We start from the raw sequence: 25,283 nt of genomic DNA, 5'->3' as shown, positions 1-25,283 counted from the left end.
GCTCCCACAGGTTCCAGGGCGCCCGCAGCCAAGGCCTGGTGGGCCTGGCAGATGCAAAAAGGGCCAGCATAGCCGGCCCTTTTGCAGCGAGATCCTCTCGACGAGGATTCTTGACTTATTCGGCAGCGCCTTCAGCGGCTTCGGTCGCCACTTCAGGGCGATCCACCAGCTCGACGAAAGCCATCGGTGCGTTATCGCCGACACGGAAGCCCATCTTCAGAATCCGGGTGTAGCCACCCGGACGGGTGTTGTAGCGCTTGCCCAGGTCGTTGAACAGCTTGGTGACCACATCGCGATCACGCAGACGCGCAAAAGCCAGGCGACGGTTGGCGACAGAGTCAACCTTGGCCAGCGTGATCAGCGGCTCGACGACGCGGCGCAGTTCCTTGGCCTTGGGCAAGGTGGTCTTGATCGCTTCGTGCTGAAGCAGCGAAACCGACATGTTGCGGAGCATCGCGGCGCGATGTTCGCTGGTGCGGTTCAGTTTGCGAAGGCCATTACGGTGGCGCATGGTGCTTTCCTTTCTTTATCAAACCCCCAGCCGTATCAGGTACTGGGGGGTGCACAGGGCCGCCCGAGCGGGCAGCCAGCTCTTCAAGGCGGCGCCGTCGGCGCCACCAGTCAACTTCAACGCTTGTCCAGGCCTTGAGGCGGCCAGTTTTCGAGACGAGCGCCCAGCGTCAAGCCACGCGAAGCAAGGACTTCCTTGATTTCGTTCAGCGACTTGCGGCCCAGGTTAGGCGTCTTCAGCAGCTCGGTTTCGGTGCGCTGGATCAGATCACCGATGTAGTAGATGTTCTCGGCCTTCAGGCAGTTCGCCGAACGTACCGTCAGCTCCAACTCGTCCACAGGACGGAGCAGGATCGGATCGAACACCGCAGAGCTCTTCGGCGGCTGATCGAACGTGGCAATGTCGCCGACATCCAACTGCGCGAAGACGGCCAACTGTTCAACCAGAATCTTGGCCGAAGCACGGATCGCCTCTTCGGGAGAGATCGCACCATTGGTTTCGATCTCCATGACCAGCTTGTCGAGGTCGGTGCGCTGTTCCACACGGGCGTTTTCGACCGCGTAGCTCACCCGCTTGACCGGCGAGAACGACGCATCCAGAACGATGCGACCGATTGACTTGGTCGGCTCGTCGCCGTAGCGCCGCAGATTGCCGGGCACATAGCCACGGCCCTTTTCGACCTTGATCTGCATGTCGAGCTTGCCGCCTTGCGCGAGATTGGCAATGACGTGCTCGGGATTCACGATCTCGACATCGTGGGGCGTCTGGATGTCGGCGGCCGTCACCGGGCCTTCGCCTTCCTTGCGCAACACCAGCGTCACTTCATCGCGGTTATGAAGGCGGAAAACCACGCCCTTCAGATTCAGCATGATGTGCACAACGTCTTCGGCCACGCCGTCGACTGTCGAGTACTCATGCAGCACGCCGGCGATCGTGACCTCCGTCGGCGCGTAACCCACCATCGACGACAGCAGCACGCGACGCAGCGCATTGCCGAGCGTATGACCATAACCACGCTCGAACGGTTCGAGCGTGACCTTGGCGCGGTGGCCGCCCAGCGGCTCCGCAACGATGGCTTTGGGTTTCAGCAGATTGGTTTGCATGTAAGTCCTGTTCCTCTCAATACCCTCGGCTCGTTACACCGATAAGGCTGGCGGACCACACCGGAGCACGTAAAACCCACTGCAGGACCGGCTTGCCACAGCGGGGTGGGCCCCATGCGCGCCAAAGCGCGCATGCGCCAGAGACCACATCAACGCGAATACAACTCGACGATCAGCGATTCGTTGATCTCGGCGCCGAACTCGTCGCGGTCCGGGACCTTCTTGAACACGCCTTCGAGCTTGGTCGCATCGACCTGCACCCAGGCCGGCAAGCCGATCGACTCGGCCAGCTTCAGCGACTCGGTCACGCGCAGCTGCTTCTTCGCCTTTTCGCGGATCGCGATCACGTCACCGGCTTTCACCTGGTACGACGGGATGTTGACGACTTCACCATTCACGGTGAGCGCCTTGTGCGACACCAGCTGGCGCGCTTCGGCGCGGGTCGAACCAAACCCCATGCGATACACGACGTTGTCCAGACGCGACTCCAGCAAGAACAGCAGGTTCGCGCCGGTATTGCCCTTGCGGCGATCGGCCTCCGCGAAATAGCGGCGGAACTGACGCTCCAGCACGCCATACATCCGCTTGACCTTTTGCTTCTCACGCAATTGCAGACCGAAGTCGGACGTACGCGAACCCGAAGTCCGGCCATGCTGACCAGGCTTGGAGTCAAACTTCGCCTTGTCGCTGATCGCGCGGCGGGCGCTCTTCAGGAACAGGTCGGTGCCTTCACGGCGGGCCAGCTTGGCCTTGGGTCCAAGGTAACGTGCCACGTTGCTTCCTTTTCTTAGGTGTGTTGCTGACGCACCCATTGGCAAGGCCGCCACATGGGGGCGGACCGCGCCGGTGCGCGAGTCTGGCGAGAATTGACTTAAGCGCTCAGACGGTGGGCTTCTGAGTAAGGAAGCCGACCGCAGATCTCTCTGCGGTCGGCATTCGGGAAACTCTCGATTGTAGCAGGACTGTCACAGCCCTGCACAAAGGCACTGCGTCGGGCGTCGTCACGCCCGCCACAACTCAGATGCGGCGGCGCTTTTGGGGGCGGCAGCCGTTGTGCGGGATCGGGGTGATGTCCGAAATCGAATTGATACGGATGCCCAACGATGCCAATGCACGAACCGACGACTCGCGGCCAGGGCCCGGGCCCTTGATGCGAACGTCCAGGTTCTTGATGCCCTGCTCTTGCGCGGCGCGGCCGGCGACTTCAGCCGCGACCTGCGCAGCGAACGGTGTCGACTTGCGCGAGCCCTTGAAGCCCTGACCGCCCGAAGACGCCCACGACAACGCACCGCCTTGGCGGTCGGTGATCGTGATGATCGTGTTGTTGAACGAGGCATGCACGTGGGCAATGCCATCCGCGACGTTCTTGCGGATCTTCTTGCTCACACGCCGCGCGGCGGTGTTGGCAGGTGCTTTGGCCATGTTGTGTTCTCTTTCCTAGTCCGTGGCGACGACGCTTACTTCTTCAGCGCAGCAGCACCCTTGCGCGGACCCTTGCGGGTGCGGGCGTTGGTGCGAGTGCGCTGGCCGCGCATCGGCAGGCCACGGCGATGACGGAAGCCGCGGTAGCAGCCCAAGTCCATCAAGCGCTTGATGTTGATCGAGATCTCGCGACGCAGGTCACCCTCGATCGTCAGCTTGCCTACTTCTTCCCGGATCTTTTCCAGATCAGAATCGGTCAAGTCCTTGATCTTCTTCGAGTAGGAGATCCCCACCGAATCGCAGATCTTCTGAGCTGTCGTGCGGCCAATGCCGTAGATGTGCGTCAGGCCAATTTCCGCGTGCTTGTGCGGCGGAATGTTGATACCAGCAATACGTGCCATGTTGCTTCCTTGGATTCGCTGTCAGCCGTAGAGACTCAACCCTGCCGCTGCTTGTGGCGGGGGTCGGTGCAGATCACGCGAACCACGCCGTTACGGCGGATGATCTTGCAATTGCGGCACATCTTCTTGACCGAGGCCGAGACTTTCATGGTCTTCTCCTGGAGGGGTCCAAACGCTCTGGGACGTTCACTTTGCGCGGAAAACGATCCGAGCGCGACTCAAATCGTACGGGGTCAATTCGACAGTCACCCGGTCGCCGGGAAGGATGCGGATGTAGTGCATGCGCATCTTGCCCGAGATGTGCCCGAGTACCACATGCCCGTTCTCCAACTTCACACGGAAGGTGGCGTTGGGCAGGTTCTCGAGAATCTCGCCCTGCATCTGGATGACGTCGTCTTTCGCCATGGGGGTTGTCTGTGGCAGCTGCCCCGAGTCTGGTCAGCTGGCCTTGAAATTCGCTTTCTTCAGCAGTGACTCGTACTGCTGGCTCATCACGTACGACTGCACCTGAGCCCAAAAATCCATCGTCACCACCACGAGAATCAACAGCGACGTACCACCGAAATAGAACGGCACGTTGTACTTCAGCTGTAGGAATTCGGGCAGCAGGCAAACCAGCGTGATGTAGACAGCACCCGCCAGCGTCAGCCGCGACAGGATCTTGTCGATATGCTTCGCAGTCTGCTCCCCCGGCCGAATGCCCGGGATGAACGCGCCGCTCTTCTTCAGGTTGTCCGCCGTTTCACGGCTGTTGAAGACGAGTGCGGTGTAGAAGAAGCAGAAGAACACGATCATGGCCGAATACAGCAGCACGTAGATCGGTTGACCGGGCGACAAGGCCGACGAAATGTCCTTCAGCCAGCGCATTCCTTCGCCGGTAGCGAACCATCCGACGATGGTCGCGGGCAACAGAATGATCGACGACGCGAAGATCGGCGGAATCACGCCCGACATGTTCAGCTTCAACGGCAAATGCGACGATTGCCCTTGGTAGACCTTGTTGCCGACTTGCCGCTTGGCATAGTTGACCAAAATCTTCCGCTGTCCACGCTCAACGAACACCACCGCAAACGTCACACCCACGACGATGGCCAGGATGAACAGGCAGGCAAAGTAGCCCATGGCACCGGTGCGAACCAGCTCGAATAGCCCACCGATCGCATTGGGCAAGCCAGCCGCAATGCCACCGAAGATCAGGATGGAGATGCCGTTACCCAGTCCCCGCTCCGTGATCTGTTCGCCCAGCCACATCAAGAACATCGTGCCGGCCACCAGGCTGACCACCGTCGTCATGCGGAAGCCGAAGCCCGGAGACAACACCAACCCAGCGGAACCTTCCAACGCCAAGGCAATGCCCAGCGACTGAAAGATCGCCAGCAGCAATGTGCCGTAGCGCGTGTACTGGGTGATCTTGCGACGGCCCGACTCGCCTTCCTTCTTCAGCGCTTCAAGGGTCGGCACCACGTAGCTCATGAGCTGCATGATGATCGACGCCGAGATGTACGGCATGATCCCCAGCGCGAACACCGTGAACCGCGACAGGGCACCACCCGAGAACATGTTGAACAGGTTCAGGATGCCACCCTGCTGGCCTTGAAACAAAGCCTGCAGCTGCTGCGGGTTGATGCCCGGCACAGGAATGTGTGCACCGATGCGATAGACCACGAGCGCCAGCACCAAGAAGATCAGACGGCGACGGAGGTCGCCGAACTTGCCTGTCTTGGCCAGCTGATTCGGGGAGGTTGCCACGAGGGTGGGTGTCCTTCGAGTCTTTACGCGTCAGTCGACGGTCAGGCCAACGAGCCGCCAGCGGCTTCGATGGCAGCCTTCGCGCCCGCGGTGGCTCCAATGCCCTTGAGCACAACCTTCTTGGTCAACTCACCGGACTTGATCACCTTGACGTTCTTCACCAGGTCGCCGACCAGGCCAGCCTGCTTCAGGGTCAGCAGGTCAACTTCATCGGCGCCCAACGATTGCAGTTCGTTCAGGGTCACTTCGGCATTGAACTTCAACAGCGCAGACTTGAAGCCGCGCTTGGGCAGGCGACGATGCAGCGGCATTTGGCCGCCCTCGAAACCTACCTTGTGGAAGCCGCCAGCGCGAGACTTCTGGCCCTTGTGGCCGCGGCCGCAAGTCTTGCCCAGGCCGGAGCCGATGCCACGGCCCACACGCCGCTTGGCGTGCTTCGCGCCGCCCGCCGGCTTGATCGAATTGAGTTGCATGTTGCTGTTCCTCGTCGGTCGGCGCTTAAAGCACCTGCACCAGGTAGGCAATCTTGTTGATCATGCCGCGCACCGCAGGGGTGTCTTCCAGCACGCGCTCGCTGTTCAACTTGCGCAGGCCCAGGCCACGCACCGTGTCGCGGTGCGACACTTTGCAGCCGATCGGGCTGCGAACCAGCTTGACCCGCAAGGTCTTCTTGGCTTCGGTCGTCATCGGAATACTCCTGTTGCGGCCGATCAGTTGAAGATTTCTTCAACCGTCTTGCCGCGCTTGGCGGCGACCTCGGCCGGCGTGGTTGAGCGCTTGAGCGCGTCCAGCGTGGCACGAACCATGTTGTACGGGTTGGTCGAACCGTGGCTCTTGGCCACGATGTCGGTCACGCCCATCACTTCGAAAACGGCGCGCATCGGGCCGCCTGCGATGATGCCGGTACCGGCAGGAGCCGGGGCCATCAGCACCTTCGCCGCGCCGTGTTCGCCTTCCACCACATGGTGAATGGTGCCGTTCTTCAAGTTGACCTTGACCATGTTACGGCGAGCCGATTCCATGGCCTTCTGCACCGACACCGGCACTTCCTTGGCCTTGCCCTTGCCCATCCCGATGCGGCCATCGCCGTCGCCGACAACCGTCAGCGCCGCGAAACTCAGCGTGCGACCACCCTTGACGACCTTGGTGACGCGGTTGACCGCGATCATCTTTTCCTTCAGGCCATCGTCCCGGCCTTCGTCCTGAACGCGGGGTTGAAACTTTGCCATGTTGTGATTCCTTCGCCGCTTCGGGTCAGAACTGGAGGCCGGCTTCGCGCGCGGCTTCGGCCAGCGCCTTCACTCGGCCGTGGTAGGCGAAACCAGCGCGGTCGAAAGCCACCTTCTCGACGCCAGCGGCTTTCGCCTTCTCGGCGATCCGCTTGCCGACCAGGGCCGCGGCGGCAGCGTTGCCACCCTTGCCCGACAGCTCGGTACGAAGATCTTTCTCGGCGGTTGAAGCAGTCGCGACAACGCGCGCTCCGTCTTCCGAAATGACGCTGGCGTAGATGTGCAGGTTCGAACGGAAGACCGTCAGACGAGCGACGCCTTGCTTTGCAATACGCTCGCGCGTTTGACGCGAGCGACGCAGACGCTGTTCTTTCTTGTTCAGCATGGTGTCGCTCCTTACTTCTTCTTGGTCTCTTTGAGGACCACGCGCTCGTCGGCGTAGCGGATGCCCTTGCCCTTGTAAGGCTCAGGCGGCCGAATGGCGCGGACTTCAGCGGCGATCTGGCCGACGACCTGGCGGTCGGCACCCTTGATCAGAATTTCCGTCGGGGTGGCCGTCGTCACCGTGATGCCTGTGGGCATGTCTTTGACGACCGGGTGCGAGAAGCCGATCTGCAGATTCAGCTTCTGGCCCTGAGCCTGGGCCCGGAAGCCCACACCCACCAACGTCAGCTTCTTCTCGAAGCCCTTCGACACGCCGTTGACCATGTTCGCCACCAGGGCGCGCATCGTGCCGCTCATGGCGTTCGCCTCAGCGGAGTCGTTGGCCGGCGCGAACTGGAGCGAACCAGCTTCGTTCTTGACCGTCACCAGGGCATTCACGGGACGCACCAGCGTTCCGTTGGCGCCCTTGACCGTGATCTGGTCGGCGGTGATCTTCACGTCCACGCCCTGCGGGACGGCGATCGGCATTTTTCCAACGCGGGACATTGCTCGATTCCTTCCTTTAAGCGACGTAGCACAGCACTTCGCCACCGACGCCGGCGGCACGCGCCTTGCGGTCGGTCATCACGCCCTTCGGCGTGGTGACGATGGCCACACCCAGGCCGTTCATGACCTGAGGAATGGCGTCACGGCCGCGGTAGATGCGCAGGCCAGGGCGGCTGACGCGCTCGATGCGCTCGATCACCGGACGACCCGCGTAGTACTTCAAGCCGATTTCCAGCTCGCTCTTGCCGCCTTCATTCTTGACCGCGAAGGTATCGATGTAACCCTCGTCCTTCAGCACCTGCGCGATCGCGACCTTGAGCTTCGACGCGGGCATCGCCACGGTCGCCTTCTCAACGGCCTGAGCGTTGCGGATGCGGGTCAGCATGTCGGCGATAGGATCACTCATGCTCATGGTGTTTTCTCCTTGTCGCCTTGATTACCAGCTGGCCTTGATCACGCCAGGAATGTCGCCCTTGAAGGCGAGTTCGCGGATCTTGTTACGGGCCAGACCGAATTTGCGGAACGTACCGCGGGGACGGCCGGTCAGTTCGCAGCGGTTGCGCAGGCGCGTCGGATTGGCGTTGCGCGGCAGCTTTTGCAGCTCCAAACGCGCGGCGTAGCGCTCGTCGTCAGACTTCTTGGCGTCGTCGACGATGGCCTTGAGCTCGGCGTACTTCTTCGCGTGCTTGGCAACCAGCTTTTCGCGCTTGACTTCACGCTGCTTGAGGGAGAGTTTAGCCACAGGTCACCTCAGTTCTTGAACGGGAAGCGGAACGCAGCGAGCAGCGCCTTGCACTCGTCGTCGGTCTTCGCAGTGGTCGTGAAGGAAATGTTCATACCGCGGATCGCATCGATCTTGTCGTACTCGATTTCCGGGAAGATGATCTGTTCCTTTACGCCGATGTTGTAGTTGCCACGGCCGTCGAACGAGCGACCGGAGATACCCCGGAAGTCGCGCACACGCGGCAACGCGATCGTCACGAAACGGTCCAAGAATTCGAACATGCGGGCGCCGCGGAGCGTCACCATGCAACCGATGGGCACGCCATCGCGAATCTTGAAACCGGCAATTGCCTTGCGGCTCTTGGTCACCACAGGCTTCTGCCCGGCGATCTTCGTCAGATCACCCACCGCGTGTTCCATGACCTTCTTGTCGGCCACGGCCTCGCTGACACCCATGTTCAGCGTGATCTTGGTCAGGCGAGGCACTTCCATCACCGACTTGTAGCCAAACTTGGCCATCATGTCGGGAACCACCTTTTCCTGGTAGTAAGCCTGCAGGCGCGCCACGACGGCGGCTTCTTGCTTTTGACTCATGCTCGCGCTCCTCAGGCCTTGATCTCTTCGCCGCTGGACTTGTAGACGCGGACCCGCTTGCCATCGGCACCGATCTTCACGCCCACGCGGTCAGCCTTGCCAGCAGCCGCATTCCAGATGGCCACGTTTGACTGGTGAATCGGCATGGTCTTGTCCACTACGCCACCGGTCGTACCCTTGAGGGGGTTCGGCTTGACGTGCTTCTTCACCATGTTGATGCCCTCGACCACGATGTGGTCAGCATCCACGCGCTCGGTCACCGTGCCGCGCTTGCCCTTGTCACGACCCGTCAGAACCACGACCTGGTCGCCTTTGCGAATCTTGTTCATCGCGTTTGTCCTTTACTCGTCGCGGGTGCGTCAGAGCACTTCCGGAGCCAGCGACACGATCTTCATGAAGCGCTCGGAACGCAGCTCACGCGTCACCGGGCCGAAGATGCGGGTGCCAATCGGCTCAAGCTTGGCATTCAGCAGGACGGCAGCATTGCCATCAAACTTCACCAGCGAACCATCTTGGCGACGCACGCCCTTGGCCGTGCGCACCACCACCGCGTTGTAGACCTCGCCCTTCTTGACGCGTCCACGCGGAGCGGCTTCCTTGATCGACACCTTGATGATGTCGCCAATGCCCGCATACCGGCGCTTGGAACCACCGAGCACCTTGATGCACATGACGGACTTCGCGCCCGTGTTGTCAGCGACGTCGAGTCGCGATTGCATTTGGATCATTTGTGTCCCCAACTTGTCCCGCCGCGCCCGCGAGAGATCAGGCGCTTCGGTCAGTCTTGGGCCCGTCAGAAGCCGCAGAGCGGCCGCTGTTTGGGCGGATCCGGAAACCGAGTCACGCGAATGCGTGAGCCGAATTCCGGCGAAGCTGTGGATTGTGCGCGAGCTGCGTATCGCTTGTCAAGCGCCTACAGACAATTCGCGCAGATTTCGGAGACTCAGCGGGACGCCTGCGCCTGCTTCAGCATGGTGTCGGCGTCGCTCACCTCGAACTTGCCGGGTGCCTCGATGTTCAGTGTCTTCACCACGCCGTCGACCACCAACATCGAATAGCGCTGCGAGCGAAGGCCCATTCCGTGGGCCGTCAAGTCAAGCGTCAGCCCGGTGGCGCGGGTGAACTCCGCGCTGCCGTCGGCCATCATTCGCACATGCCCGGCGGCTTTCTGCTCCCGCCCCCAAGCCCCCATCACGAAGGCGTCGTTCACCGACACGCACCAAATCTCGTCAATGCCCGCAGCCTTGAGTGCTGAAGCCTGCTCGATGTAGCCAGGCACATGCTTGGCGGAACAGGTCGGCGTGAAGGCACCCGGCAGAGCGAACAGGGCGATCGACTTTCCGGCGCACTCCTTTTCAATGTCGAAGGCGTTGGGGCCCAGCGAACAGCCGTTTCCTTCGACATCGATGAATTCTTTCAGAGCGCCCGAAGGCAGCTTGTCTCCGACCTTGATCATGTGTTGCTCCAGAGCGAATGCCGACAACGGCTCATCAAAAAGAGAAACGGCCGGACGCCAGTATTCCAGCGTTCGGCCGCTTGTTCGTCGCCGCAGGCCGCAGACCTGGGAAGCGACGTCGTTTCAGGCTCAGACCAGGCGGGCCTTTTCAACCAAGCGGGTCACGACCCAGCTCTTGGTCTTTGACATCGGGCGCGACTCGGCAATCTCGACGGTATCGCCCAGATGGTACTCACCCTTTTCATCGTGGGCGTGGTACTTGCGCGAACGGCCGACGATCTTGCCGTAGAGCGGATGCGCCGTGCGACGCTCGACCAACACCGTCACGGTCTTGGCGCGCTTGTCGCTGACAATCTTGCCGACGAGAGTGCGGGTGTTCTTGGTGGCTTGTTGAGCTTCGGTCACTTCGCAGCTCCCTTCTTCTTCTCGGCCAGGATGGTCTTGGCACGGGCGATATCGCGGCGGGTCTCACCCAGCGTGGCCGTGTTCGACAGCTGCTGGGTACCCTTTTGCATACGCAGGCCGAAGTGCGCCTTCAGGAGGTCAGTGACTTCCTTCTCGAGCGCAGCGACGTCCTTGGCGCGCAGTTCAGATGCTTTCATGGTGCTTATCCTTGTCAGGCGCCGATCTGGCGGGCCACGAAGGTGCAACGCAGCGGAAGCTTCGCAGCCGCCAGCGTGAACGCTTCGCGAGCCAGTTGCTCGGGAACGCCGTTGATCTCGTACAGCACCTTGCCCGGTTGGATTTCGGCGACGTAGTACTCGGGGTTGCCCTTGCCGTTACCCATACGGACTTCGGCCGGCTTCTGAGAAATCGGCTTGTCCGGGAAGATGCGGATGAAGATGCGGCCACCGCGCTTGATGTGGCGCGAGATGGCCCGACGGGCCGCTTCGATCTGGCGGGCCGTCAGGCGGCCGCGCTCGGTCGCCTTGAGGCCGAAATCGCCGAACGACACGTTGGCGCCACGGGTGGCGACGCCGGTGTTACGGCCCTTCTGTTCCTTGCGGAACTTGCGACGTGCTGGTTGCAGCATGCTTATTCTCCTTTGCCTTCGCCACCAGCAGCAGGCGCGGCAGCCTTGCGCACGCGCTTGACAGCCGGAGCGCCGCCCGGGGCGGCTGCGCCACCCTCGGCGGGCCGGTCGGCGGCCTGACGCGGAGCGCCACGGTCACCTCGGTCGCCACCCGGACGGCCGCGGCCGGTCGGGGCGCCCGGACGCGCCGGACGACGGGGACGACGCTCTTCTTCCTGGCCTTCCGGCTTGGCCACCGGGGCTTCACCAGCACCCAGACGGTCACCACGGTAGACCCAGACCTTGACGCCGATGACGCCGTAGGTGGTCTTGGCTTCCGAGAAGCCGTAGTCGATGTCAGCCTTCAGGGTGTGCAGCGGCACGCGACCTTCGCGATACCACTCGGTACGAGCGATTTCGATGCCGTTGAGGCGGCCAGCCGACATGATCTTGATGCCCTGGGCGCCCAGACGCATCGCGTTCTGCATCGCGCGCTTCATCGCGCGACGGAACATGATGCGCTTTTCCAGCTGCTGGGTAATCGAGTCGGCGATCAGTTGCGCATCGATCTCGGGCTTACGCACTTCTTCGATGTTCACTGCCACCGGCACGCCCAAGCGGCGGGTCAGTTCGGCCTTCAGGTTTTCGATGTCTTCGCCCTTCTTGCCGATCACGACACCCGGACGAGCCGAGAAGATCGTGATACGGGCGTTCTTGGCGGGACGCTCGATCAGGATGCGCGAGACGGCCGCATTCTTCAGGCGGGTCTTGAGGTAGTCGCGCACCTGCAGGTCTTCGGCCAGCATGGTGGCGAAGTTGCGGCTCGACGCATACCAGCGTGACGCCCAAGCGCGCGTGACGGGCAAGCGGAAGCCGGTCGGATGGATTTTCTGTCCCATGGTCTTCCTTTAGTTCCCCACGGTCACGTAGATGTGGCAAGTGCCCTTGCTGATGCGGTTGCCGCGGCCCTTGGCGCGAGCCGAGAAGCGCTTCAGCGTGGTGCCCTGCTCCACGTAGATCGAGGTGACCTTCAGCTCGTCGATGTCGGCCCCGTCGTTGTGCTCGGCGTTCGCGATCGCGGACTCGAGCGCCTTCTTGACGATGCCGGCAGCCTTCTTCTGGGTGTAGCTCAGGATGTTCAGGGCCTGGTCGACCTTCTTGCCGCGGACCAGGTCGGCCACCAGGCGGCCCTTGTCGGCCGACAGGCGAACGCCACGAACGATTGCTTTGGTTTCCATCGTCGTGTTCCTTTACTTCTTGGCCTTCTTGTCCGCAGGGTGACCCTTGAACGTACGGGTCAGCGCGAACTCGCCCAGCTTGTGGCCGACCATCTGGTCCGTCACATACACCGGCACATGCTGCTTGCCGTTGTGCACGGCGATCGTCAGGCCGATGAAGTCCGGCAGGATGGTCGAGCGACGCGACCAAGTCTTGATGGGCTTCTTGTCCTTCGTGGTCACGGCCTTCTCGGCCTTGGCCAGGAGGTGGTGGTCCACGAACGGACCCTTCTTCAGTGAACGTGCCATGTTCTACGGCCTCACTTCTTGCGACGCGAGACGATGAACGTCTGCGTACGCTTGTTGTTGCGCGTGCGATAGCCCTTGGTGAGCGTGTTCCACGGCGACACCGGAGCCTGGCCCTCACCGGTACGACCTTCACCACCACCGTGCGGGTGATCGATCGGGTTCATGGCCACACCACGGACGGTCGGGCGGATGCCCTTCCAGCGGATCGCACCGGCCTTGCCGTACTGGCGCAGGTTGTGCTCTTCGTTCGACACCTCGCCGATGGTGGCGCGGCAATCGATGTGGATCTTGCGCACTTCACCCGAGCGCAAACGCAGCTGGGCGTAGGTGCCTTCGCGGGCCATCAGCGTCACCGAGGTGCCGGCCGAGCGGGCGATCTGAGCGCCCTTGCCAGGCAGCATCTCGATGCAGTGGATGGTCGAACCCACCGGGATGTTGCGGATGGGCAGCGTGTTACCCGCCTTGATCGGCGCTTCCGAGCCGGACAGGATGGTCGAACCCACTTCCAAGCCACGCGGGGCAATGATGTAGCGACGCTCCCCGTCGGCGTAGCACACCAATGCGATGTGGGCCGTGCGGTTCGGGTCGTACTCGATGCGCTCGACCTTCGCCGGAATGCCGTCTTTGTTGCGCTTGAAGTCGACAACGCGGTAGTGGTGCTTGTGACCACCACCCTTGTGGCGCATCGTGATGTGGCCGTTGTTGTTGCGGCCAGCGTTCTGCTTCTGGGGCTCGAGCAGCGAAGCTTCCGGAGCGCCCTTGTGCAGGTGCGGGTGCACCACCTTCACGACGGCACGGCGGCCGGCGGAGGTCGGTTTGACTTTGACGACTGGCATGACTTACGCAGCCTCCCCGGAGAAGTTCAGCTCCTGGCCCGCCTTCAGCGAGACATAAGCCTTCTTGACATGGTCACGGCGACCGATCGAACGACCGAAGCGCTTGACCTTGCCCTTCATGTTGACAACCGACACGGCCTCGACCTCGACCTTGAACAGCAGTTCGACCGCCGCCTTGATCTCGGGCTTGGTGGCATCACGCAGGACCTTGAACAGCACCTGGTTGTGCTTCTCGGCGACCTGGGTGGCCTTTTCCGACACGATCGGGGCGATCAGCACCTGGGCGAGGCGCCCTTCGTTGTACTTTTGCGGGACCGGATTGATGCGGCTCATGCGAACATCTCCTTGAGCTGCTCGATCGCGGCCTTGGTCACCAGCACCTTCTTGTAGAAGACCAGCGAGAGCGGATCGGCGTAGCGCGGCTCGACAACCAGCACATTGGCCAGGTTGCGCGAGGCGAGGATCAGGTTGTCGTCGACGCTGTCGGCGATCACCATCACCGAGTCCAGGCCCATGGCCTTGAACTTGGCAGCCAACAGCTTGGTCTTCGGCGCTTCGACGGTCAGCGAATCGACCACCGCCAGACGGCCGTCACGAGCCAACTGCGACAGGATCGCCGCCATGCCGGCGCGATACATCTTCTTGTTGACCTTGTGCGAGAAGTTCTCGTCAGGAGTATTCGGGAAGATGCGACCACCCCCGCGCCACAGCGGCGACGAGGTCATACCGGCGCGTGCGCGGCCGGTGCCCTTTTGGCGGAAAGGCTTCTTGGTCGAATGGTGGACTTCGGCGCGGGTCAGCTGCTTGCGGGTGCCTTGACGGGCGTTGGCCTGATAGGCCACGACGATCTGGTGCACCAGCGCTTCGTTGTAATCACGCGCGAACACGGTGTCGGGCGCATCCACCTTCGAGGTGGCCTGGCCCTGTTCGTTCAGGAGCTCGAGCTGCATGTCTTTAAGCTCCCTTCTTGACCTTGACCTTGACCGCGGGGCGCACGACCACATGGCCGTTCTTGGCGCCCGGCACCGCACCGCGCACCAGGATGAGCTGGCGAGCTTCGTCGATGCGGATCACGTCGAGGTTCTGGGTGGTGACGGTCTCGACGCCCATGTGGCCGGTCATCTTCTTGCCGGGGAACACACGGCCAGGATCCTGCGCCATCGAGATCGAGCCCGGGACGTTGTGCGAACGGCTGTTACCGTGCGACGCGCGCTGCGAGCTGAAGTTGTGGCGCTTGATGGTGCCTGCGTAGCCCTTACCGATCGAGGTGCCTTGCACGTCAACCTTCTGGCCGGCGGCGAACAGCGTGACAGGCACCGTGGCACCAGCCTTGTATTCGGCGACGACTTCAGCCGGGACGCGGAATTCCTTCAGGACTTCGCCGGCTTCAACACCCGCCTTGGCGAGGTGGCCCGCTTCCGGCTTGGTGACGCGCGACGCTTTGCGCGCACCGAACGCCACCTGAATGGCGCTGTAGCCGTCGGTCTCAACGGTCTTGACCTGGGTCACACGGTTGTTGGACACATCCAGCACGGTCACGGGGACGGCGTCGCCGTCATCCGTGAATACGCGCATCATGCCCACCTTGCGGCCCAGCAATCCGAGGCGATTGCTAAGACTCATGGTTTTTTCTCCGCCCCTCATGGGAGAGGCCGGTTTACACGACCCGACATCGATTGGCCGGGCTGACGAATGGAAAGCCGGGCGGCGCAGAACACCACCCGGCTTTCGGGAAAGCTCGCGAGTATAGCGACCAGGAGAGTTTTCCGCAACTGGCCGCCGCGCCGCGAGGCGCAGCGTTTACTGCAGCTTGATCTCGACGTCGACGCCTGCGGGCAGGTCCAGCTTCATCAGCGCGTCCACCGTCTTGTCGGTCGGGTCGACGATGTCCATCAGGCGCTGGTGCGTGCGGATCTCGAACTGGTCGCGCGACGTCTTGTTGACGTGCGGCGAACGCAGGATGTCGAAACGCTGCATGCGGGTCGGCAGGGGCACCGGGCCCTTGACGATGGCGCCCGTGCGCTTGGCGGTGTCGACGATCTCGAGTGCCGACTGGTCGATCAGCTTGTAATCGAAAGCCTTCAGGCGGATGCGGATCTTTTGCTTTTGCATGACGGTTCCTTTAAAGAGCATTGAGGCCAACCCGCACAGTGCACGGGCCAGCCGGTCATGCAATTACTCGATGATCTTGGCGACGACGCCGGCGCCGACGGTGCGGCCGCCTTCACGGATGGCGAAGCGCAGGCCTTCTTCCATGGCGATCGGGGCGATCAGCTTGACGGTGATGCTGACGTTGTCGCCAGGCATGACCATTTCCTTATCCTTGGGCAGCTCCACCGCGCCGGTCACGTCCGTCGTGCGGAAGTAGAACTGCGGGCGGTAGTTGTTGAAGAACGGCGTGTGGCGGCCGCCTTCTTCCTTGGACAGCACGTACACCTCGGCGGTGAAGTGCGTGTGCGGCTTGATCGAGCCGGGCTTGCACAGCACTTGGCCGCGCTCGACTTCTTCGCGCTTCGTGCCGCGCAGCAGAATGCCCACGTTGTCGCCCGCTTGACCTTGGTCCAGCAGCTTGCGGAACATTTCGACGCCCGTGCAGGTCGTCTTCTGCGTGGCCTTGATGCCCACGATTTCGATTTCTTCGCCGACCTTGACCACGCCGCGTTCGACACGGCCGGTCACCACGGTGCCGCGACCCGAGATCGAGAACACGTCTTCCACGGGCATCAGGAACGTGCCGTCGATGGCGCGCTCAGGCGTCGGGATGTAGCTGTCCAGCGCGTCGGCCAGGCGCATGATGGCTTGCTCGCCCAGGTCGCCCTTGTCGCCTTCCATCGCAAGCTTGGCCGAACCCTTGATGATCGGGGTGTCGTCGCCGGGGAAGTCGTACTTGCTCAGCAGTTCGCGCACTTCCATCTCGACGAGCTCGAGCAGCTCGGCGTCGTCGACCATGTCGCACTTGTTCAGGAAGACGATGATGTAGGGCACGCCCACCTGGCGGGCCAGCAGGATGTGCTCACGCGTCTGGGGCATCGGGCCATCGGCGGCCGAGCACACCAGGATCGCGCCGTCCATCTGGGCGGCGCCGGTGATCATGTTCTTGACGTAGTCGGCGTGGCCCGGGCAGTCCACGTGGGCGTAGTGGCGGTTGGCCGTCTCGTACTCGACGTGGGCGGTGTTGATCGTGATGCCGCGCGCCTTTTCTTCCGGCGCCGCATCGATCTGGTCGTAGGCCTTGGCTTCGCCGCCGAACTTGGTCGACAGCACCGTCGTGATCGCCGCCGTCAGCGTCGTCTTGCCATGGTCCACGTGACCAATCGTGCCCACGTTCACGTGCGGCTTGGTCCGTTCAAACTTGCCTTTTGCCATTTCTTTTCTCCAGGAAAGAGCATTGGCCCGTGAGAGGTTTTAGGTCTTCACTGTGTCGTTGAACCTCCCGCCACGGGCAGCGGGAGACGCACAGCCGAAGACCGGCCCCAACAAGGGGCACGGGAATGGATTACTTGCCGCGAGCGGTGATGATCGCGTCGGCAACGTTCTTCGGAGCTTCGCTGTAGTGCTTGAACTCCATCGTGTACGTCGCACGGCCTTGCGACATCGAGCGCAGGGTCGTCGAGTAGCCGAACATCTCGGACAGTGGCACTTCCGCCTTGATGATCTTGCCGCCGCCAGGCATGTCATCCATGCCCTGGACCATGCCCCGACGCGACGACAGATCGCCCATCACCGAGCCGGCGTAATCTTCAGGCGTCTCGACTTCCACGGCCATCATCGGTTCCAGGATGACGGGCGAGGCGCGTCGGCAGGCTTCCTTGAAGCCCATCGAAGCAGCCATCTTGAACGCGTTTTCGTTCGAGTCCACTTCGTGGTACGAACCGAAGGTCAGCGTGACTTTGACGTCCACCACGGGGTAACCCGCCAGCACGCCGTTCGGCAGCGTATCGACAACGCCCTTCTCGACCGCCGGAATGAACTCGCGCGGGACCACGCCGCCCTTGATGGCGTCGACGAACTCGAAGCCCTTGCCCGGCTCTTGCGGCTCGACGGTGAGCACGACGTGGCCGTACTGGCCCTTACCACCGGACTGGCGAACGAACTTGCCTTCAACATCCGTGGCGGTCTTGCGAATCGTTTCGCGGTAAGCCACCTGCGGCTTGCCCACGTTGGCTTCCACGCCGAACTCGCGCTTCATGCGGTCGACGATGATTTCCAGGTGCAGCTCGCCCATGCCGGAGATGATCGTCTGGCCGGACTCTTCGTCGGTACGCAGGCGGAACGAAGGATCTTCAGCCGCCAGGCGCGACAGGGCGATGCCCATCTTTTCCTGGTCGGCCTTGGTCTTCGGTTCGACGGCCTGAGAGATGACGGGCTCGGGGAAGACCATCTTCTCGAGCGTGATGATCGATTCCGGATCGCACAGCGTTTCGCCAGTCGTGACGTCCTTCAAGCCGACGCAAGCCGCGATGTCGCCAGCCAGAATCTCCTTGATTTCTTCACGCTGGTTGGCGTGCATTTGCAGGATCCGGCCGATACGCTCCTTCTTTCCGCGAATCGGGTTGTAGACCGAGTCACCCGACTTCAGCACGCCCGAGTAGACGCGCACGAAGGTCAGCTGGCCGACATACGGGTCGGTCATCAGCTTGAACGCCAGGGCAGAGAACTTTTCGCCGTCGTCCGCCTTGCGGGAGATTTCCTTCTCGTCTTCGTCGGTGCCCGTCACGGACGGGATGTCGACAGGCGACGGCAGGAACTCGATCACCGCGTCGAGCATGCGCTGCACGCCCTTGTTCTTGAAGGCGGTGCCGCACAGCATCGGCTGGATCTCGGTCGCGATGGTGCGAGTGCGCAGACCCTGCTTGATCTCTTCCTCGGACAGCTCGCCCGTCTCGAGGTACTTGTTCATCAGCTCTTCGCTCGCCTCGGCAGCCGCTTCGATCATCTGCTCGCGCCACTTCTGGGAATCGGCCACCAAGTCGGCCGGAATGTCCTCGTAGCTGAACTTCATGCCCTGGCTGGCCTCATCCCAAATGATGGCCTTCATCTTGAACAGGTCCACCACGCCCTTGAAGTTGTCTTCGGCGCCGATGGGCACGACGATGGGCACAGGGTTGGCCTTGAGGCGGGTCTTCATCTGGTCATAGACCTTGAAGAAGTTCGCACCGGTGCGGTCCATCTTGTTGACGAACGCCAGACGGGGCACCTTGTACTTGTTGGCCTGGCGCCAAACGGTTTCCGACTGCGGCTGCACGCCACCAACGGCGCAATACACCATGCACGCGCCATCCAGCACGCGCATCGAGCGCTCCACCTCAATGGTGAAGTCGACGTGCCCCGGGGTGTCGATGATGTTGAAGCGGTGCTCCGGGAACGACATGTCCATGCCCTTCCAGAAGCAGGTCGTTGCAGCAGAGGTGATCGTGATGCCACGCTCCTGCTCCTGCTCCATCCAGTCCATCGTGGCGGCACCGTCGTGCACTTCACCGATCTTGTGGTTCACACCGGTGTAGTAGAGGATGCGCTCGGTCGTCGTGGTCTTGCCAGCGTCGATGTGCGCCGAGATACCGATGTTGCGGTAGCGCTCGATGGGGGTCTTGCGAGCCATGGTGTCACTCCAAATACGAAGGGCCGCCAGGGTCAGTGCTAACCCTAGGCGGCCGGGGAAACGAGGATCTTAGAAGCGGAAGTGCGAGAACGCCTTGTTGGCTTCCGCCATGCGGTGAACTTCGTCGCGCTTCTTCATTGCGCCGCCGCGACCTTCAGAGGCCTCCAGCAGCTCATTGGCCAGACGTGCGGCCATCGACTTTTCGCCGCGCTTGCGAGCCGATTCCTTCAACCAACGCATGGCCAGGGCCATCCGGCGGACGGGACGAACTTCCACGGGAACTTGGTAGTTCGCACCACCCACGCGGCGGGACTTGACTTCGACCATCGGCTTCACGTTGTTCAGCGCGACCATGAAGACTTCCAGCGGATCCTTGTTGGCCTTCTTCTCGACCTGGTCGAGCGCACCGTAGATGATGCGCTCGGCGACGGCCTTCTTGCCCGATTCCATGATGACGTTCATGAACTTGGACAGGTCAACAGAGCCGAACTTCGGGTCCGGCAGGATCTCGCGCTTGGGTACTTCGCGACGACGTGGCATTTCACTCTTCCTTTGTCTTCAGTTGGTGGAGCTGTCGCTCTCACCGCGAAAGACCACTAGGTGCCTTCTGGCGTGGGTCTTTCACTTACTCGGCTCGGGCACCGGCCCTTGCCGCGTTCTTGTCGACACCTTCCAGCTTCGCAGCCGGACGTGACGACCTCGTTTCAATTCAAGCTGCTCAGGCCTTCTTCGGGCGCTTGGCGCCGTACTTCGAACGCGATTGCTTGCGGTCCTTGACGCCTTGCAAGTCCAGCGAGCCGCGCACGATGTGGTAGCGCACGCCCGGCAGATCCTTCACCCGGCCGCCGCGCACCAGCACCACGCTGTGCTCCTGCAGGTTGTGGCCTTCACCACCGATGTACGAGATGACCTCGAAACCGTTGGTCAGACGCACCTTGGCCACCTTTCGAAGCGCCGAGTTCGGCTTCTTCGGGGTGGTGGTGTAGACGCGGGTGCAAACACCGCGGCGCTGCGGGCAGTTCTGCATCGCAGGCGACTTGGACTTCGTGACCTCGACCTGACGGCCTTGGCGCACGAGCTGGTTGATGGTGGGCATGGGTAACTTGTTCCCGTTTGAAGTTACGTGGATTCGATTCTTTCCGGGGGGATGGTGCCGAGCGTTCCGAGGCGAGGAACTGGCACAGTGCGGATCATCAGCCACCGGAACCTGTGGTGCCGGCGAGGACCTGGAGCCCTCTTGGGCCTGTCAGAGGCCCGCCGTGATCTCTCGCAACCTGTGCCGCTCAAGGCAAAGAGCGCAGCAGAATCTGCCGAAAAGCCCTCCATTATATTCGCCGCGGGCCATTGCCGCAACCAAAGACTTGACACGCAGAGAAAGTACCGAAGTGCCCCAGTGCGCCGCAATTGAAGTGAGCGAAGGCTTCGCGGGAAAGCTTCAATTGGTGGTCCTGGACACTCAGACCGTCCTGGATTGGCAGTACTTCCGGCACCCGGATTGGAGCGGCTGGCCCACTCCGGGCCCTGATGCGGGTTGGCAATGGATTGCCACGCCCGCCATGCGCGACGAGCTTGCGCATGTGTTGGCCAGAGGATTCGGGCCTCGTTGGTCCAACCCTGGCTCAATGGTGCTGGAGTTTTTCGACCGGCATGTACAGATGCATGCCGAAGCCCCCTCGCCCGCCGCCTTGGCGCGCGCGTTGCGTTGCACCGATGCCGACGATCAGAAGTTCATTGATCTGGCGGTCACGGCGCGGGCGGGCTGGCTCGTGAGCCGCGACCGCGCCGTGCTGAAGCTTCGCCGGCGAGCGTTGGCCTTGGCCGGCGTTCGGATCGTCGACGGCCCCGGTTGGCACAGCGCATGGCGCTCGTCCAGTGTTTGAGGCTCGCCAGAAAAAAGGGCGACCCGCGGGCCGCCCTCTGTGTCGATCAGCCGATCAGATCGGCTGACGTGGCTTACTCGCCGCTGGGCTCGCCACCACCCTGACCACCGGTCTGGGTCTCCAGGCTGGCGAGCTGGGCTGACGCGAGTTCCTCTGCTTCCTGCAGCGCAATCGCGCGGCGCTCGGACTCGTCCATGTCCTCCTTGGCCTTGCGAGCCTGGTGGAAGGCCATGCCCGTACCCGCCGGGATCAAGCGGCCGACGATCACGTTTTCCTTCAGGCCACGCAGCTCGTCGCGCTTGCCCATGATCGCCGCTTCGGTCAGCACGCGCGTCGTTTCCTGGAACGACGCCGCCGAGATGAACGAGTCGGTCGACAACGAGGCCTTCGTGATCCCCAGCAGGACGTCGGCGTAGGTCGCAGTGACCTTGCCTTCGGAGCGGAGGCGATCGTTCGTGTTCGACAGCTCCGAACGCTCGACCTGCTCGCCGGCGATGTAGTTCGAATCGCCCGGGTTGACGATCTGCACCCGACGCAGCATCTGGCGAACGATCACCTCGATGTGCTTGTCGTTGATCTTCACGCCCTGCAAGCGGTACACGTCCTGCACTTCGTCGACGATGTAACGCGCCAGCTCTTCGACCCCCAGCAGACGCAGGATGTCCTGCGGATCCGCCGCGCCGTCGACGATCAGTTCGCCACGGTTGACCACCTGGCCTTCGTGCACCAGGATGTTCTTTTCCTTCGGCACCAGCTCTTCGAACACCTTGCCGTCCGGATCGGTGATCTGCAGGCGAACCTTGCCCTTGGTCTCCTTGCCGAACGACACCGTGCCGGTGATCTCGGCCAGCGTGCCCTTGTCCTTGGGCGAGCGGGCTTCGAACAGCTCAGCCACCCGCGGCAGACCGCCGGTGATGTCACGGGTCTTCTGCCCTTCCACCGGAATACGCGCCAGCACCTCGCCAGGCAACAGGTCCTGTCCGTCGCGGATTTGCACCAGCGATCCGACCTGGAAGCCGATCGTCACCGAGTGGTCGGTGCCGGGGATCTTCACTTCCTGGCCGGCAGCGTCCAGCAGCTTGACCTGCGGGCGGACGACCTTGGCAGCGCCGCGGCGCTTCGGGTCGATCACCACCAGTGTCGACAGACCGGTGACTTCGTCCACCTGCTTGGCGACGGTGACGCCTTCCTCGACGTTCTCGAACTTCGCCTTGCCGGCGAACTCGGTGATGATCGGGCGGGTCAGCGGATCCCAGTTGGCCAGCACGGTGCCGGCCTTGATCTGCTGATCGGGCTTGACGTTCAGGGTCGCGCCGTATGGCACCTTGTGACGCTCGCGCTCACGGCCATGCTGGTCGGAGATGACGATTTCGCCAGAACGCGAAATCACCACCAACTCGCCCTTGCCGTTCGTCACGTAGCGCATCGTCGGGTTGAAGCCGATGAAACCATCGGACTTCGCATCGACGCTCGAGGCCACTGCCGCACGCGACGCCGCACCACCGATGTGGAACGTCCGCATGGTCAGCTGCGTGCCCGGCTCACCGATCGACTGCGCGGCGATCACGCCCACGGCCTCGCCGGTGTTCACCAGCCCGCCGCGGCCCAGGTCGCGGCCATAGCACCTGGCGCACAGTCCGAAACGCGTTTCGCAGGTCAGCGGCGTGCGGACCTTCACTTCGTCGACGCCTGCAGCCTCGATGATGTCCAGCGTGTCTTCGTCGAGCATCGCGCCCGCCGGGATCACGACCTGCTGGGTTTCAGGGTGCAGCACTTCCACGGCCGCCACTCGGCCCAGGATGCGGTCGCGCAGCGATTCGATCACCTCACCGCCTTCGACCAGCGCGCGCATCGCGAAGCCGTGCTCGGTGCCGCAATCGTCTTCGGTGACGACCAGATCCTGTGTCACGTCGACCAGACGGCGAGTGAGGTAGCCCGAGTTCGCGGTCTTCAGCGCCGTATCCGCCAGACCCTTACGAGCACCGTGCGTGGAGATGAAGTACTGCAGAACGTTCAGACCTTCGCGGAAGTTCGCGGTGATCGGCGTCTCGATGATTGAGCCGTCCGGCTTGGCCATCAGGCCGCGCATACCGGCCAGCTGCCGAATCTGGGCCGCGCTACCGCGGGCGCCGGAGTCCGCCATCATGTAGATGGAGTTGAACGACTCCTGATCGACTTCCTTGCCGTGGCGGTCGATGACCTTCTGCTTGGACAGCTGGCTCATCATGACCTTGCCGACTTCGTCGCCGGTCTTGCCCCAGATGTCCACCACCTTGTTGTAGCGCTCACCCGCGGTGACGAGGCCGGAGACGTACTGCTGTTCGATCTCCTTGACTTCCTTCTCGGCGCGCTCGATCAGGCCGTGCTTCTGCTCGGGCACCAGCATGTCGTCGATCGCGATCGAGATGCCAGCGCGGGTCGCCAGGCGGAAGCCGGACTGCAGCAGCTTGTCGGCGAAGACGACCGTTTCCTTCAGACCGCACTTGCGGAACGAGGTGTTGATCAGGCGAGAGATCTCTTTCTTCTTCAGCGCCTTGTTGATGTTCGAGAAAGGCAGGCCCTTGGGCAGGATCTCGGACAGCAACGCACGGCCGACGGTCGTCTCGACCAGCTTGGTCTCAGGCTGGAATTCGCCCTGTGCGTCCTTGACCCACTCGGTCAATCGCACCGACACCTTCGCGGTGATCTCCACGGCGCCGTTGTCGAGCGCGCGCTGCAGCTCCACGACGTCGGAGAAGATCATGCCTTCGCCCTTGCCGTTGATGCGCTCGCGGGTGGCGTAGTACAGGCCCAGCACCACGTCCTGAGACGGCACGATCGACGGCTCGCCCGAAGCCGGGAAGAGCACGTTGTTCGAGGCGAGCATCAGCGCGCGCGCTTCCATCTGCGCTTCGATCGACAGCGGCACGTGCACGGCCATCTGGTCACCGTCGAAGTCGGCGTTGAACGCTGCGCAGACCAGCGGGTGCAGCTGGATCGCCTTGCCTTCGATCAGCACCGGCTCGAACGCCTGGATGCCCAGGCGGTGCAGCGTCGGTGCGCGGTTCAGCATGACCGGGTGTTCCTTGATGACTTCTTCAAGGATGTCCCAGACCACCGGGGTGCCCGATTCCACTTCCTTCTTCGCCGCCTTGATGGTGGTGGCGATGCCCATGGCCTCCAGGCGCGAGAAGATGAAGGGCTTGAACAGCTCCAGCGCCATCAGCTTCGGCAGGCCGCACTGGTGCAGCTTGAGCGTCGGGCCCACGGTGATGACCGAACGGCCCGAGTAGTCGACGCGCTTGCCCAGCAGGTTCTGGCGGAAGCGGCCGCTCTTGCCCTTGATCATGTCGGCCAACGACTTCAGTGCGCGCTTGTTCGCACCGGTCATGGCCTTGCCACGGCGGCCGTTGTCCAGCAGCGAGTCGACGGCTTCCTGCAGCATGCGCTTTTCGTTGCGCACGATGATTTCGGGGGCCTTCAGCTCCAGCAGACGAGCCAACCGGTTGTTCCGGTTGATGACGCGGCGGTACAGGTCGTTCAGGTCGGACGTGGCGAAGCGGCCACCATCCAGCGGCACCAGCGGACGCAGGTCCGGCGGCAGCACTGGCAGCACATCCATCACCATCCAGTGCGGCTTGATGCCCGACTTCTTGAAGGCCTCCATCACCTTCAGGCGCTTGGAGTTCTTCTTGACCTTGAGCTCCGAGCCGGTCATGTCGCCGCGCAGCTTCTCGATCTCGATGTCGAGGTCCATCTCCTCGAGCAGCTTCTTGATGCCCTCGGCGCCCATCAGGGCGATGAACTCGTCACCGAACTCGGTGCGCTTGGCCTCGTAGTCGTCCTCGCTCATGATCGAGAACTTCTTCAGCGGCGTCATGCCCGGGTCGACGACCACGTAGGCTTCGAAGTACAGCACGCGCTCGATGTCGCGCAGCGTCATGTCGAGCACCAGGCCCAGACGCGACGGCAGCGACTTCAGGAACCAGATGTGGGCACAGGGCGCGGCCAGGTCGATGTGGCCCATGCGCTCGCGGCGCACCTTGGTCTGGGTCACTTCGACGCCGCACTTCTCGCAGATCACGCCGCGGTGCTTCAGGCGCTTGTACTTGCCGCACAGGCACTCGTAGTCCTTGATCGGGCCAAAGATCTTGGCGCAGAACAGGCCGTCACGCTCCGGCTTGAAAGTGCGGTAGTTGATGGTCTCGGGCTTCTTCACCTCACCGAACGACCACGAGCGGATCTTTTCGGGCGAAGCGAGCCCGATCTTGATCGCGTCGAAGTGTTCGTCGGGGGTGAACTGCTTGAAAAGGTCGAGTAGTCCCTTCATGCC

General features: G+C 62.4%; 36 protein-coding genes. 1 reads left to right on the top strand and 35 read right to left on the bottom strand.

The annotated features are described in order from the left end of the window. Nucleotides 1–115: 115 nt before the first annotated feature. The 34 genes from rplQ to rpsL all read right to left on the bottom strand — a co-directional run bounded on the left by rplQ (nucleotide 116) and on the right by rpsL (nucleotide 20,187). Nucleotides 116–511 carry a 50S ribosomal protein L17 gene (gene rplQ / locus AACH06_RS16180; protein ID WP_341426779.1) on the bottom strand — a complete coding sequence of 132 codons (396 nt, stop codon included), beginning with the start codon at nucleotides 509–511 and terminating at the stop codon, nucleotides 116–118. Nucleotides 512–627: 116 nt separating this feature from the next. After that, nucleotides 628–1,614: a DNA-directed RNA polymerase subunit alpha gene (locus AACH06_RS16175; RefSeq protein ID WP_341426778.1), complete on the bottom strand. Its 987-nt coding sequence runs from the start codon at nucleotides 1,612–1,614 to the stop codon at nucleotides 628–630. A 149-nt stretch (nucleotides 1,615–1,763) separates the two neighbouring features. Further along, nucleotides 1,764–2,387: a 30S ribosomal protein S4 gene (gene rpsD, locus AACH06_RS16170; protein WP_341426777.1), complete on the bottom strand. Its 624-nt coding sequence runs from the start codon at nucleotides 2,385–2,387 to the stop codon at nucleotides 1,764–1,766. 244 nt (nucleotides 2,388–2,631) lie between these two features. Beyond that, complete coding sequence (rpsK, locus tag AACH06_RS16165; protein ID WP_341426776.1) at nucleotides 2,632–3,036, bottom strand: 30S ribosomal protein S11; 405 nt, start codon at nucleotides 3,034–3,036, stop codon at nucleotides 2,632–2,634. A 35-nt stretch (nucleotides 3,037–3,071) separates the two neighbouring features. Then, nucleotides 3,072–3,437, bottom strand: coding sequence for a 30S ribosomal protein S13 (gene rpsM, locus AACH06_RS16160; protein WP_341426775.1), 366 nt, complete (start codon nucleotides 3,435–3,437; stop codon nucleotides 3,072–3,074). Nucleotides 3,438–3,472: 35 nt separating this feature from the next. Beyond that, entirely contained in the window at nucleotides 3,473–3,586 is a 114-nt protein-coding gene (rpmJ, locus tag AACH06_RS16155) for a 50S ribosomal protein L36 (RefSeq protein ID WP_058933616.1), read from the bottom strand. A gap of 37 nt (nucleotides 3,587–3,623) precedes the next feature. Continuing rightward, a complete protein-coding gene (infA, locus tag AACH06_RS16150) occupies nucleotides 3,624–3,842 on the bottom strand; it encodes a translation initiation factor IF-1 (RefSeq protein ID WP_089416251.1) in 219 nt (72 codons plus the stop codon). A gap of 33 nt (nucleotides 3,843–3,875) precedes the next feature. After that, nucleotides 3,876–5,186 (bottom strand): preprotein translocase subunit SecY, encoded by a 1,311-nt coding sequence (secY, locus tag AACH06_RS16145; RefSeq protein ID WP_341426774.1) that lies wholly within the window; start codon nucleotides 5,184–5,186, stop codon nucleotides 3,876–3,878. Between the two features lie 41 nt (nucleotides 5,187–5,227). Next, nucleotides 5,228–5,659: a 50S ribosomal protein L15 gene (gene rplO, locus AACH06_RS16140; RefSeq protein WP_341426773.1), complete on the bottom strand. Its 432-nt coding sequence runs from the start codon at nucleotides 5,657–5,659 to the stop codon at nucleotides 5,228–5,230. 25 nt (nucleotides 5,660–5,684) lie between these two features. Continuing rightward, nucleotides 5,685–5,873: a 50S ribosomal protein L30 gene (rpmD, locus tag AACH06_RS16135; RefSeq protein ID WP_341426772.1), complete on the bottom strand. Its 189-nt coding sequence runs from the start codon at nucleotides 5,871–5,873 to the stop codon at nucleotides 5,685–5,687. A 23-nt stretch (nucleotides 5,874–5,896) separates the two neighbouring features. Further along, complete coding sequence (rpsE, locus tag AACH06_RS16130) at nucleotides 5,897–6,415, bottom strand: 30S ribosomal protein S5 (protein ID WP_341426771.1); 519 nt, start codon at nucleotides 6,413–6,415, stop codon at nucleotides 5,897–5,899. Between the two features lie 25 nt (nucleotides 6,416–6,440). Further along, on the bottom strand, nucleotides 6,441–6,800 hold the full coding sequence (rplR, locus tag AACH06_RS16125; protein WP_341426770.1) for a 50S ribosomal protein L18: 360 nt from the start codon (nucleotides 6,798–6,800) through the stop codon (nucleotides 6,441–6,443). Nucleotides 6,801–6,811: 11 nt separating this feature from the next. Beyond that, nucleotides 6,812–7,345: a 50S ribosomal protein L6 gene (rplF, locus tag AACH06_RS16120; protein WP_341426769.1), complete on the bottom strand. Its 534-nt coding sequence runs from the start codon at nucleotides 7,343–7,345 to the stop codon at nucleotides 6,812–6,814. Between the two features lie 16 nt (nucleotides 7,346–7,361). Continuing rightward, nucleotides 7,362–7,757, bottom strand: a complete 396-nt coding sequence (gene rpsH, locus AACH06_RS16115; RefSeq protein ID WP_341426768.1) for a 30S ribosomal protein S8 — start codon at nucleotides 7,755–7,757, stop codon at nucleotides 7,362–7,364. 24 nt (nucleotides 7,758–7,781) lie between these two features. Then, nucleotides 7,782–8,087 (bottom strand): 30S ribosomal protein S14, encoded by a 306-nt coding sequence (gene rpsN, locus AACH06_RS16110; RefSeq protein ID WP_341426767.1) that lies wholly within the window; start codon nucleotides 8,085–8,087, stop codon nucleotides 7,782–7,784. Between the two features lie 8 nt (nucleotides 8,088–8,095). Further along, nucleotides 8,096–8,635 carry a 50S ribosomal protein L5 gene (gene rplE / locus AACH06_RS16105; RefSeq protein WP_341426766.1) on the bottom strand — a complete coding sequence of 180 codons (540 nt, stop codon included), beginning with the start codon at nucleotides 8,633–8,635 and terminating at the stop codon, nucleotides 8,096–8,098. Between the two features lie 38 nt (nucleotides 8,636–8,673). After that, complete coding sequence (rplX, locus tag AACH06_RS16100) at nucleotides 8,674–8,991, bottom strand: 50S ribosomal protein L24 (protein WP_341426765.1); 318 nt, start codon at nucleotides 8,989–8,991, stop codon at nucleotides 8,674–8,676. A 30-nt stretch (nucleotides 8,992–9,021) separates the two neighbouring features. After that, nucleotides 9,022–9,390 (bottom strand): 50S ribosomal protein L14, encoded by a 369-nt coding sequence (gene rplN / locus AACH06_RS16095; protein WP_119288981.1) that lies wholly within the window; start codon nucleotides 9,388–9,390, stop codon nucleotides 9,022–9,024. Nucleotides 9,391–9,605: 215 nt separating this feature from the next. Then, the gene (locus AACH06_RS16090; RefSeq protein WP_341426764.1) at nucleotides 9,606–10,118 is read right to left on the bottom strand and encodes a peroxiredoxin; all 513 of its coding nucleotides are present in this window, start codon (nucleotides 10,116–10,118) and stop codon (nucleotides 9,606–9,608) included. Nucleotides 10,119–10,247: 129 nt separating this feature from the next. After that, complete coding sequence (gene rpsQ, locus AACH06_RS16085) at nucleotides 10,248–10,523, bottom strand: 30S ribosomal protein S17 (RefSeq protein WP_341426763.1); 276 nt, start codon at nucleotides 10,521–10,523, stop codon at nucleotides 10,248–10,250. Then, nucleotides 10,520–10,720: a 50S ribosomal protein L29 gene (gene rpmC / locus AACH06_RS16080; protein ID WP_341426762.1), complete on the bottom strand. Its 201-nt coding sequence runs from the start codon at nucleotides 10,718–10,720 to the stop codon at nucleotides 10,520–10,522. Before rpmC ends, rpsQ begins: the two co-directional genes overlap by 4 nt. Nucleotides 10,721–10,734: 14 nt before the next feature. Continuing rightward, nucleotides 10,735–11,151 carry a 50S ribosomal protein L16 gene (gene rplP / locus AACH06_RS16075; protein WP_341426761.1) on the bottom strand — a complete coding sequence of 139 codons (417 nt, stop codon included), beginning with the start codon at nucleotides 11,149–11,151 and terminating at the stop codon, nucleotides 10,735–10,737. A 2-nt stretch (nucleotides 11,152–11,153) separates the two neighbouring features. Next, complete coding sequence (rpsC, locus tag AACH06_RS16070; protein ID WP_341426760.1) at nucleotides 11,154–12,029, bottom strand: 30S ribosomal protein S3; 876 nt, start codon at nucleotides 12,027–12,029, stop codon at nucleotides 11,154–11,156. A 9-nt stretch (nucleotides 12,030–12,038) separates the two neighbouring features. Further along, nucleotides 12,039–12,368, bottom strand: coding sequence for a 50S ribosomal protein L22 (gene rplV / locus AACH06_RS16065; RefSeq protein ID WP_341426759.1), 330 nt, complete (start codon nucleotides 12,366–12,368; stop codon nucleotides 12,039–12,041). Between the two features lie 12 nt (nucleotides 12,369–12,380). Beyond that, nucleotides 12,381–12,656 (bottom strand): 30S ribosomal protein S19, encoded by a 276-nt coding sequence (rpsS, locus tag AACH06_RS16060; RefSeq protein WP_341426758.1) that lies wholly within the window; start codon nucleotides 12,654–12,656, stop codon nucleotides 12,381–12,383. An 11-nt stretch (nucleotides 12,657–12,667) separates the two neighbouring features. After that, nucleotides 12,668–13,492, bottom strand: a complete 825-nt coding sequence (rplB, locus tag AACH06_RS16055) for a 50S ribosomal protein L2 (RefSeq protein WP_341426757.1) — start codon at nucleotides 13,490–13,492, stop codon at nucleotides 12,668–12,670. Nucleotides 13,493–13,495: 3 nt separating this feature from the next. Continuing rightward, nucleotides 13,496–13,825: a 50S ribosomal protein L23 gene (gene rplW / locus AACH06_RS16050; RefSeq protein WP_341426756.1), complete on the bottom strand. Its 330-nt coding sequence runs from the start codon at nucleotides 13,823–13,825 to the stop codon at nucleotides 13,496–13,498. Then, the gene (rplD, locus tag AACH06_RS16045) at nucleotides 13,822–14,442 is read right to left on the bottom strand and encodes a 50S ribosomal protein L4 (RefSeq protein ID WP_341426755.1); all 621 of its coding nucleotides are present in this window, start codon (nucleotides 14,440–14,442) and stop codon (nucleotides 13,822–13,824) included. The genes rplW and rplD overlap by 4 nt, the downstream gene beginning before the upstream one ends. A gap of 4 nt (nucleotides 14,443–14,446) precedes the next feature. Next, nucleotides 14,447–15,115 carry a 50S ribosomal protein L3 gene (rplC, locus tag AACH06_RS16040; protein WP_341426754.1) on the bottom strand — a complete coding sequence of 223 codons (669 nt, stop codon included), beginning with the start codon at nucleotides 15,113–15,115 and terminating at the stop codon, nucleotides 14,447–14,449. Between the two features lie 177 nt (nucleotides 15,116–15,292). After that, nucleotides 15,293–15,604, bottom strand: a complete 312-nt coding sequence (gene rpsJ / locus AACH06_RS16035) for a 30S ribosomal protein S10 (RefSeq protein ID WP_019561663.1) — start codon at nucleotides 15,602–15,604, stop codon at nucleotides 15,293–15,295. A 63-nt stretch (nucleotides 15,605–15,667) separates the two neighbouring features. Beyond that, the gene (gene tuf, locus AACH06_RS16030; RefSeq protein WP_341426743.1) at nucleotides 15,668–16,858 is read right to left on the bottom strand and encodes an elongation factor Tu; all 1,191 of its coding nucleotides are present in this window, start codon (nucleotides 16,856–16,858) and stop codon (nucleotides 15,668–15,670) included. Between the two features lie 130 nt (nucleotides 16,859–16,988). After that, nucleotides 16,989–19,091: an elongation factor G gene (gene fusA / locus AACH06_RS16025; RefSeq protein WP_341426752.1), complete on the bottom strand. Its 2,103-nt coding sequence runs from the start codon at nucleotides 19,089–19,091 to the stop codon at nucleotides 16,989–16,991. 69 nt (nucleotides 19,092–19,160) lie between these two features. Further along, entirely contained in the window at nucleotides 19,161–19,631 is a 471-nt protein-coding gene (rpsG, locus tag AACH06_RS16020) for a 30S ribosomal protein S7 (protein WP_329718935.1), read from the bottom strand. A gap of 178 nt (nucleotides 19,632–19,809) precedes the next feature. Beyond that, nucleotides 19,810–20,187 carry a 30S ribosomal protein S12 gene (gene rpsL / locus AACH06_RS16015; protein ID WP_035037914.1) on the bottom strand — a complete coding sequence of 126 codons (378 nt, stop codon included), beginning with the start codon at nucleotides 20,185–20,187 and terminating at the stop codon, nucleotides 19,810–19,812. Nucleotides 20,188–20,350: 163 nt separating this feature from the next. Between rpsL and AACH06_RS16010 the strand changes: the two genes are divergently transcribed. Further along, nucleotides 20,351–20,971, top strand: a complete 621-nt coding sequence (locus AACH06_RS16010; RefSeq protein WP_341426751.1) for a PIN domain-containing protein — start codon at nucleotides 20,351–20,353, stop codon at nucleotides 20,969–20,971. A 73-nt stretch (nucleotides 20,972–21,044) separates the two neighbouring features. On the opposite strand, the gene rpoC is transcribed toward AACH06_RS16010, so the two are convergent. After that, the gene (gene rpoC, locus AACH06_RS16005) at nucleotides 21,045–25,280 is read right to left on the bottom strand and encodes a DNA-directed RNA polymerase subunit beta' (RefSeq protein ID WP_341426750.1); all 4,236 of its coding nucleotides are present in this window, start codon (nucleotides 25,278–25,280) and stop codon (nucleotides 21,045–21,047) included. Nucleotides 25,281–25,283: the final 3 nt, after the last annotated feature.

The organism is Ideonella lacteola, from assembly GCF_038066555.1.
Classification (GTDB): Bacteria; Pseudomonadota; Gammaproteobacteria; order Burkholderiales; family Burkholderiaceae_C; genus Ideonella; species Ideonella lacteola.
The sequence above is the reverse complement of the archived record's forward strand: the minus strand, read 5'-3'. Positions and strand labels throughout refer to the sequence as shown.

Bases quoted from the DNA above. Each gene is read 5' to 3' on its own strand.
- rplO (WP_341426773.1), bottom strand. From the start codon at position 5,659: ATGCAACTCAATTCGATCAAGCCGGCGGGCGGCGCGAAGCACGCCAAG.
- rplR (WP_341426770.1), bottom strand. From the start codon at position 6,800: ATGCTGAACAAGAAAGAACAGCGTCTGCGTCGCTCGCGTCAAACGCGC.
- AACH06_RS16175 (WP_341426778.1), bottom strand. From the start codon at position 1,614: ATGCAAACCAATCTGCTGAAACCCAAAGCCATCGTTGCGGAGCCGCTG.
- rplN (WP_119288981.1), bottom strand. From the start codon at position 9,390: ATGATCCAAATGCAATCGCGACTCGACGTCGCTGACAACACGGGCGCG.
- rpmJ (WP_058933616.1), bottom strand. From the start codon at position 3,586: ATGAAAGTCTCGGCCTCGGTCAAGAAGATGTGCCGCAATTGCAAGATC.
- rplP (WP_341426761.1), bottom strand. From the start codon at position 11,151: ATGCTGCAACCAGCACGTCGCAAGTTCCGCAAGGAACAGAAGGGCCGT.
- rpsC (WP_341426760.1), bottom strand. From the start codon at position 12,029: ATGGGACAGAAAATCCATCCGACCGGCTTCCGCTTGCCCGTCACGCGC.
- rpoC (WP_341426750.1), bottom strand. From the start codon at position 25,280: ATGAAGGGACTACTCGACCTTTTCAAGCAGTTCACCCCCGACGAACAC.
- infA (WP_089416251.1), bottom strand. From the start codon at position 3,842: ATGGCGAAAGACGACGTCATCCAGATGCAGGGCGAGATTCTCGAGAAC.
- rpmD (WP_341426772.1), bottom strand. From the start codon at position 5,873: ATGACGACCGAAGCCAAGAAGACCTTGCGGGTCAAGCTGGTTCGCAGC.
- rplQ (WP_341426779.1), bottom strand. From the start codon at position 511: ATGCGCCACCGTAATGGCCTTCGCAAACTGAACCGCACCAGCGAACAT.
- rplV (WP_341426759.1), bottom strand. From the start codon at position 12,368: ATGGAAACCAAAGCAATCGTTCGTGGCGTTCGCCTGTCGGCCGACAAG.
- fusA (WP_341426752.1), bottom strand. From the start codon at position 19,091: ATGGCTCGCAAGACCCCCATCGAGCGCTACCGCAACATCGGTATCTCG.
- tuf (WP_341426743.1), bottom strand. From the start codon at position 16,858: ATGGCAAAAGGCAAGTTTGAACGGACCAAGCCGCACGTGAACGTGGGC.
- AACH06_RS16090 (WP_341426764.1), bottom strand. From the start codon at position 10,118: ATGATCAAGGTCGGAGACAAGCTGCCTTCGGGCGCTCTGAAAGAATTC.
- rpsL (WP_035037914.1), bottom strand. From the start codon at position 20,187: ATGCCCACCATCAACCAGCTCGTGCGCCAAGGCCGTCAGGTCGAGGTC.
- rpsJ (WP_019561663.1), bottom strand. From the start codon at position 15,604: ATGCAAAAGCAAAAGATCCGCATCCGCCTGAAGGCTTTCGATTACAAG.
- rpsS (WP_341426758.1), bottom strand. From the start codon at position 12,656: ATGGCACGTTCACTGAAGAAGGGTCCGTTCGTGGACCACCACCTCCTG.
- rpsK (WP_341426776.1), bottom strand. From the start codon at position 3,036: ATGGCCAAAGCACCTGCCAACACCGCCGCGCGGCGTGTGAGCAAGAAG.
- rpsG (WP_329718935.1), bottom strand. From the start codon at position 19,631: ATGCCACGTCGTCGCGAAGTACCCAAGCGCGAGATCCTGCCGGACCCG.
- rplW (WP_341426756.1), bottom strand. From the start codon at position 13,825: ATGAGCCGCATCAATCCGGTCCCGCAAAAGTACAACGAAGGGCGCCTC.
- rplC (WP_341426754.1), bottom strand. From the start codon at position 15,115: ATGAGTCTTAGCAATCGCCTCGGATTGCTGGGCCGCAAGGTGGGCATG.
- rpsM (WP_341426775.1), bottom strand. From the start codon at position 3,437: ATGGCACGTATTGCTGGTATCAACATTCCGCCGCACAAGCACGCGGAA.
- rpsE (WP_341426771.1), bottom strand. From the start codon at position 6,415: ATGGCAAAGTTTCAACCCCGCGTTCAGGACGAAGGCCGGGACGATGGC.
- rplB (WP_341426757.1), bottom strand. From the start codon at position 13,492: ATGCCAGTCGTCAAAGTCAAACCGACCTCCGCCGGCCGCCGTGCCGTC.
- rplF (WP_341426769.1), bottom strand. From the start codon at position 7,345: ATGTCCCGCGTTGGAAAAATGCCGATCGCCGTCCCGCAGGGCGTGGAC.
- rpsH (WP_341426768.1), bottom strand. From the start codon at position 7,757: ATGAGCATGAGTGATCCTATCGCCGACATGCTGACCCGCATCCGCAAC.
- rplD (WP_341426755.1), bottom strand. From the start codon at position 14,442: ATGCAGCTCGAGCTCCTGAACGAACAGGGCCAGGCCACCTCGAAGGTG.
- rplX (WP_341426765.1), bottom strand. From the start codon at position 8,991: ATGAACAAGATTCGCAAAGGCGACCAGGTCGTGGTTCTGACGGGTCGT.
- rpmC (WP_341426762.1), bottom strand. From the start codon at position 10,720: ATGAAAGCATCTGAACTGCGCGCCAAGGACGTCGCTGCGCTCGAGAAG.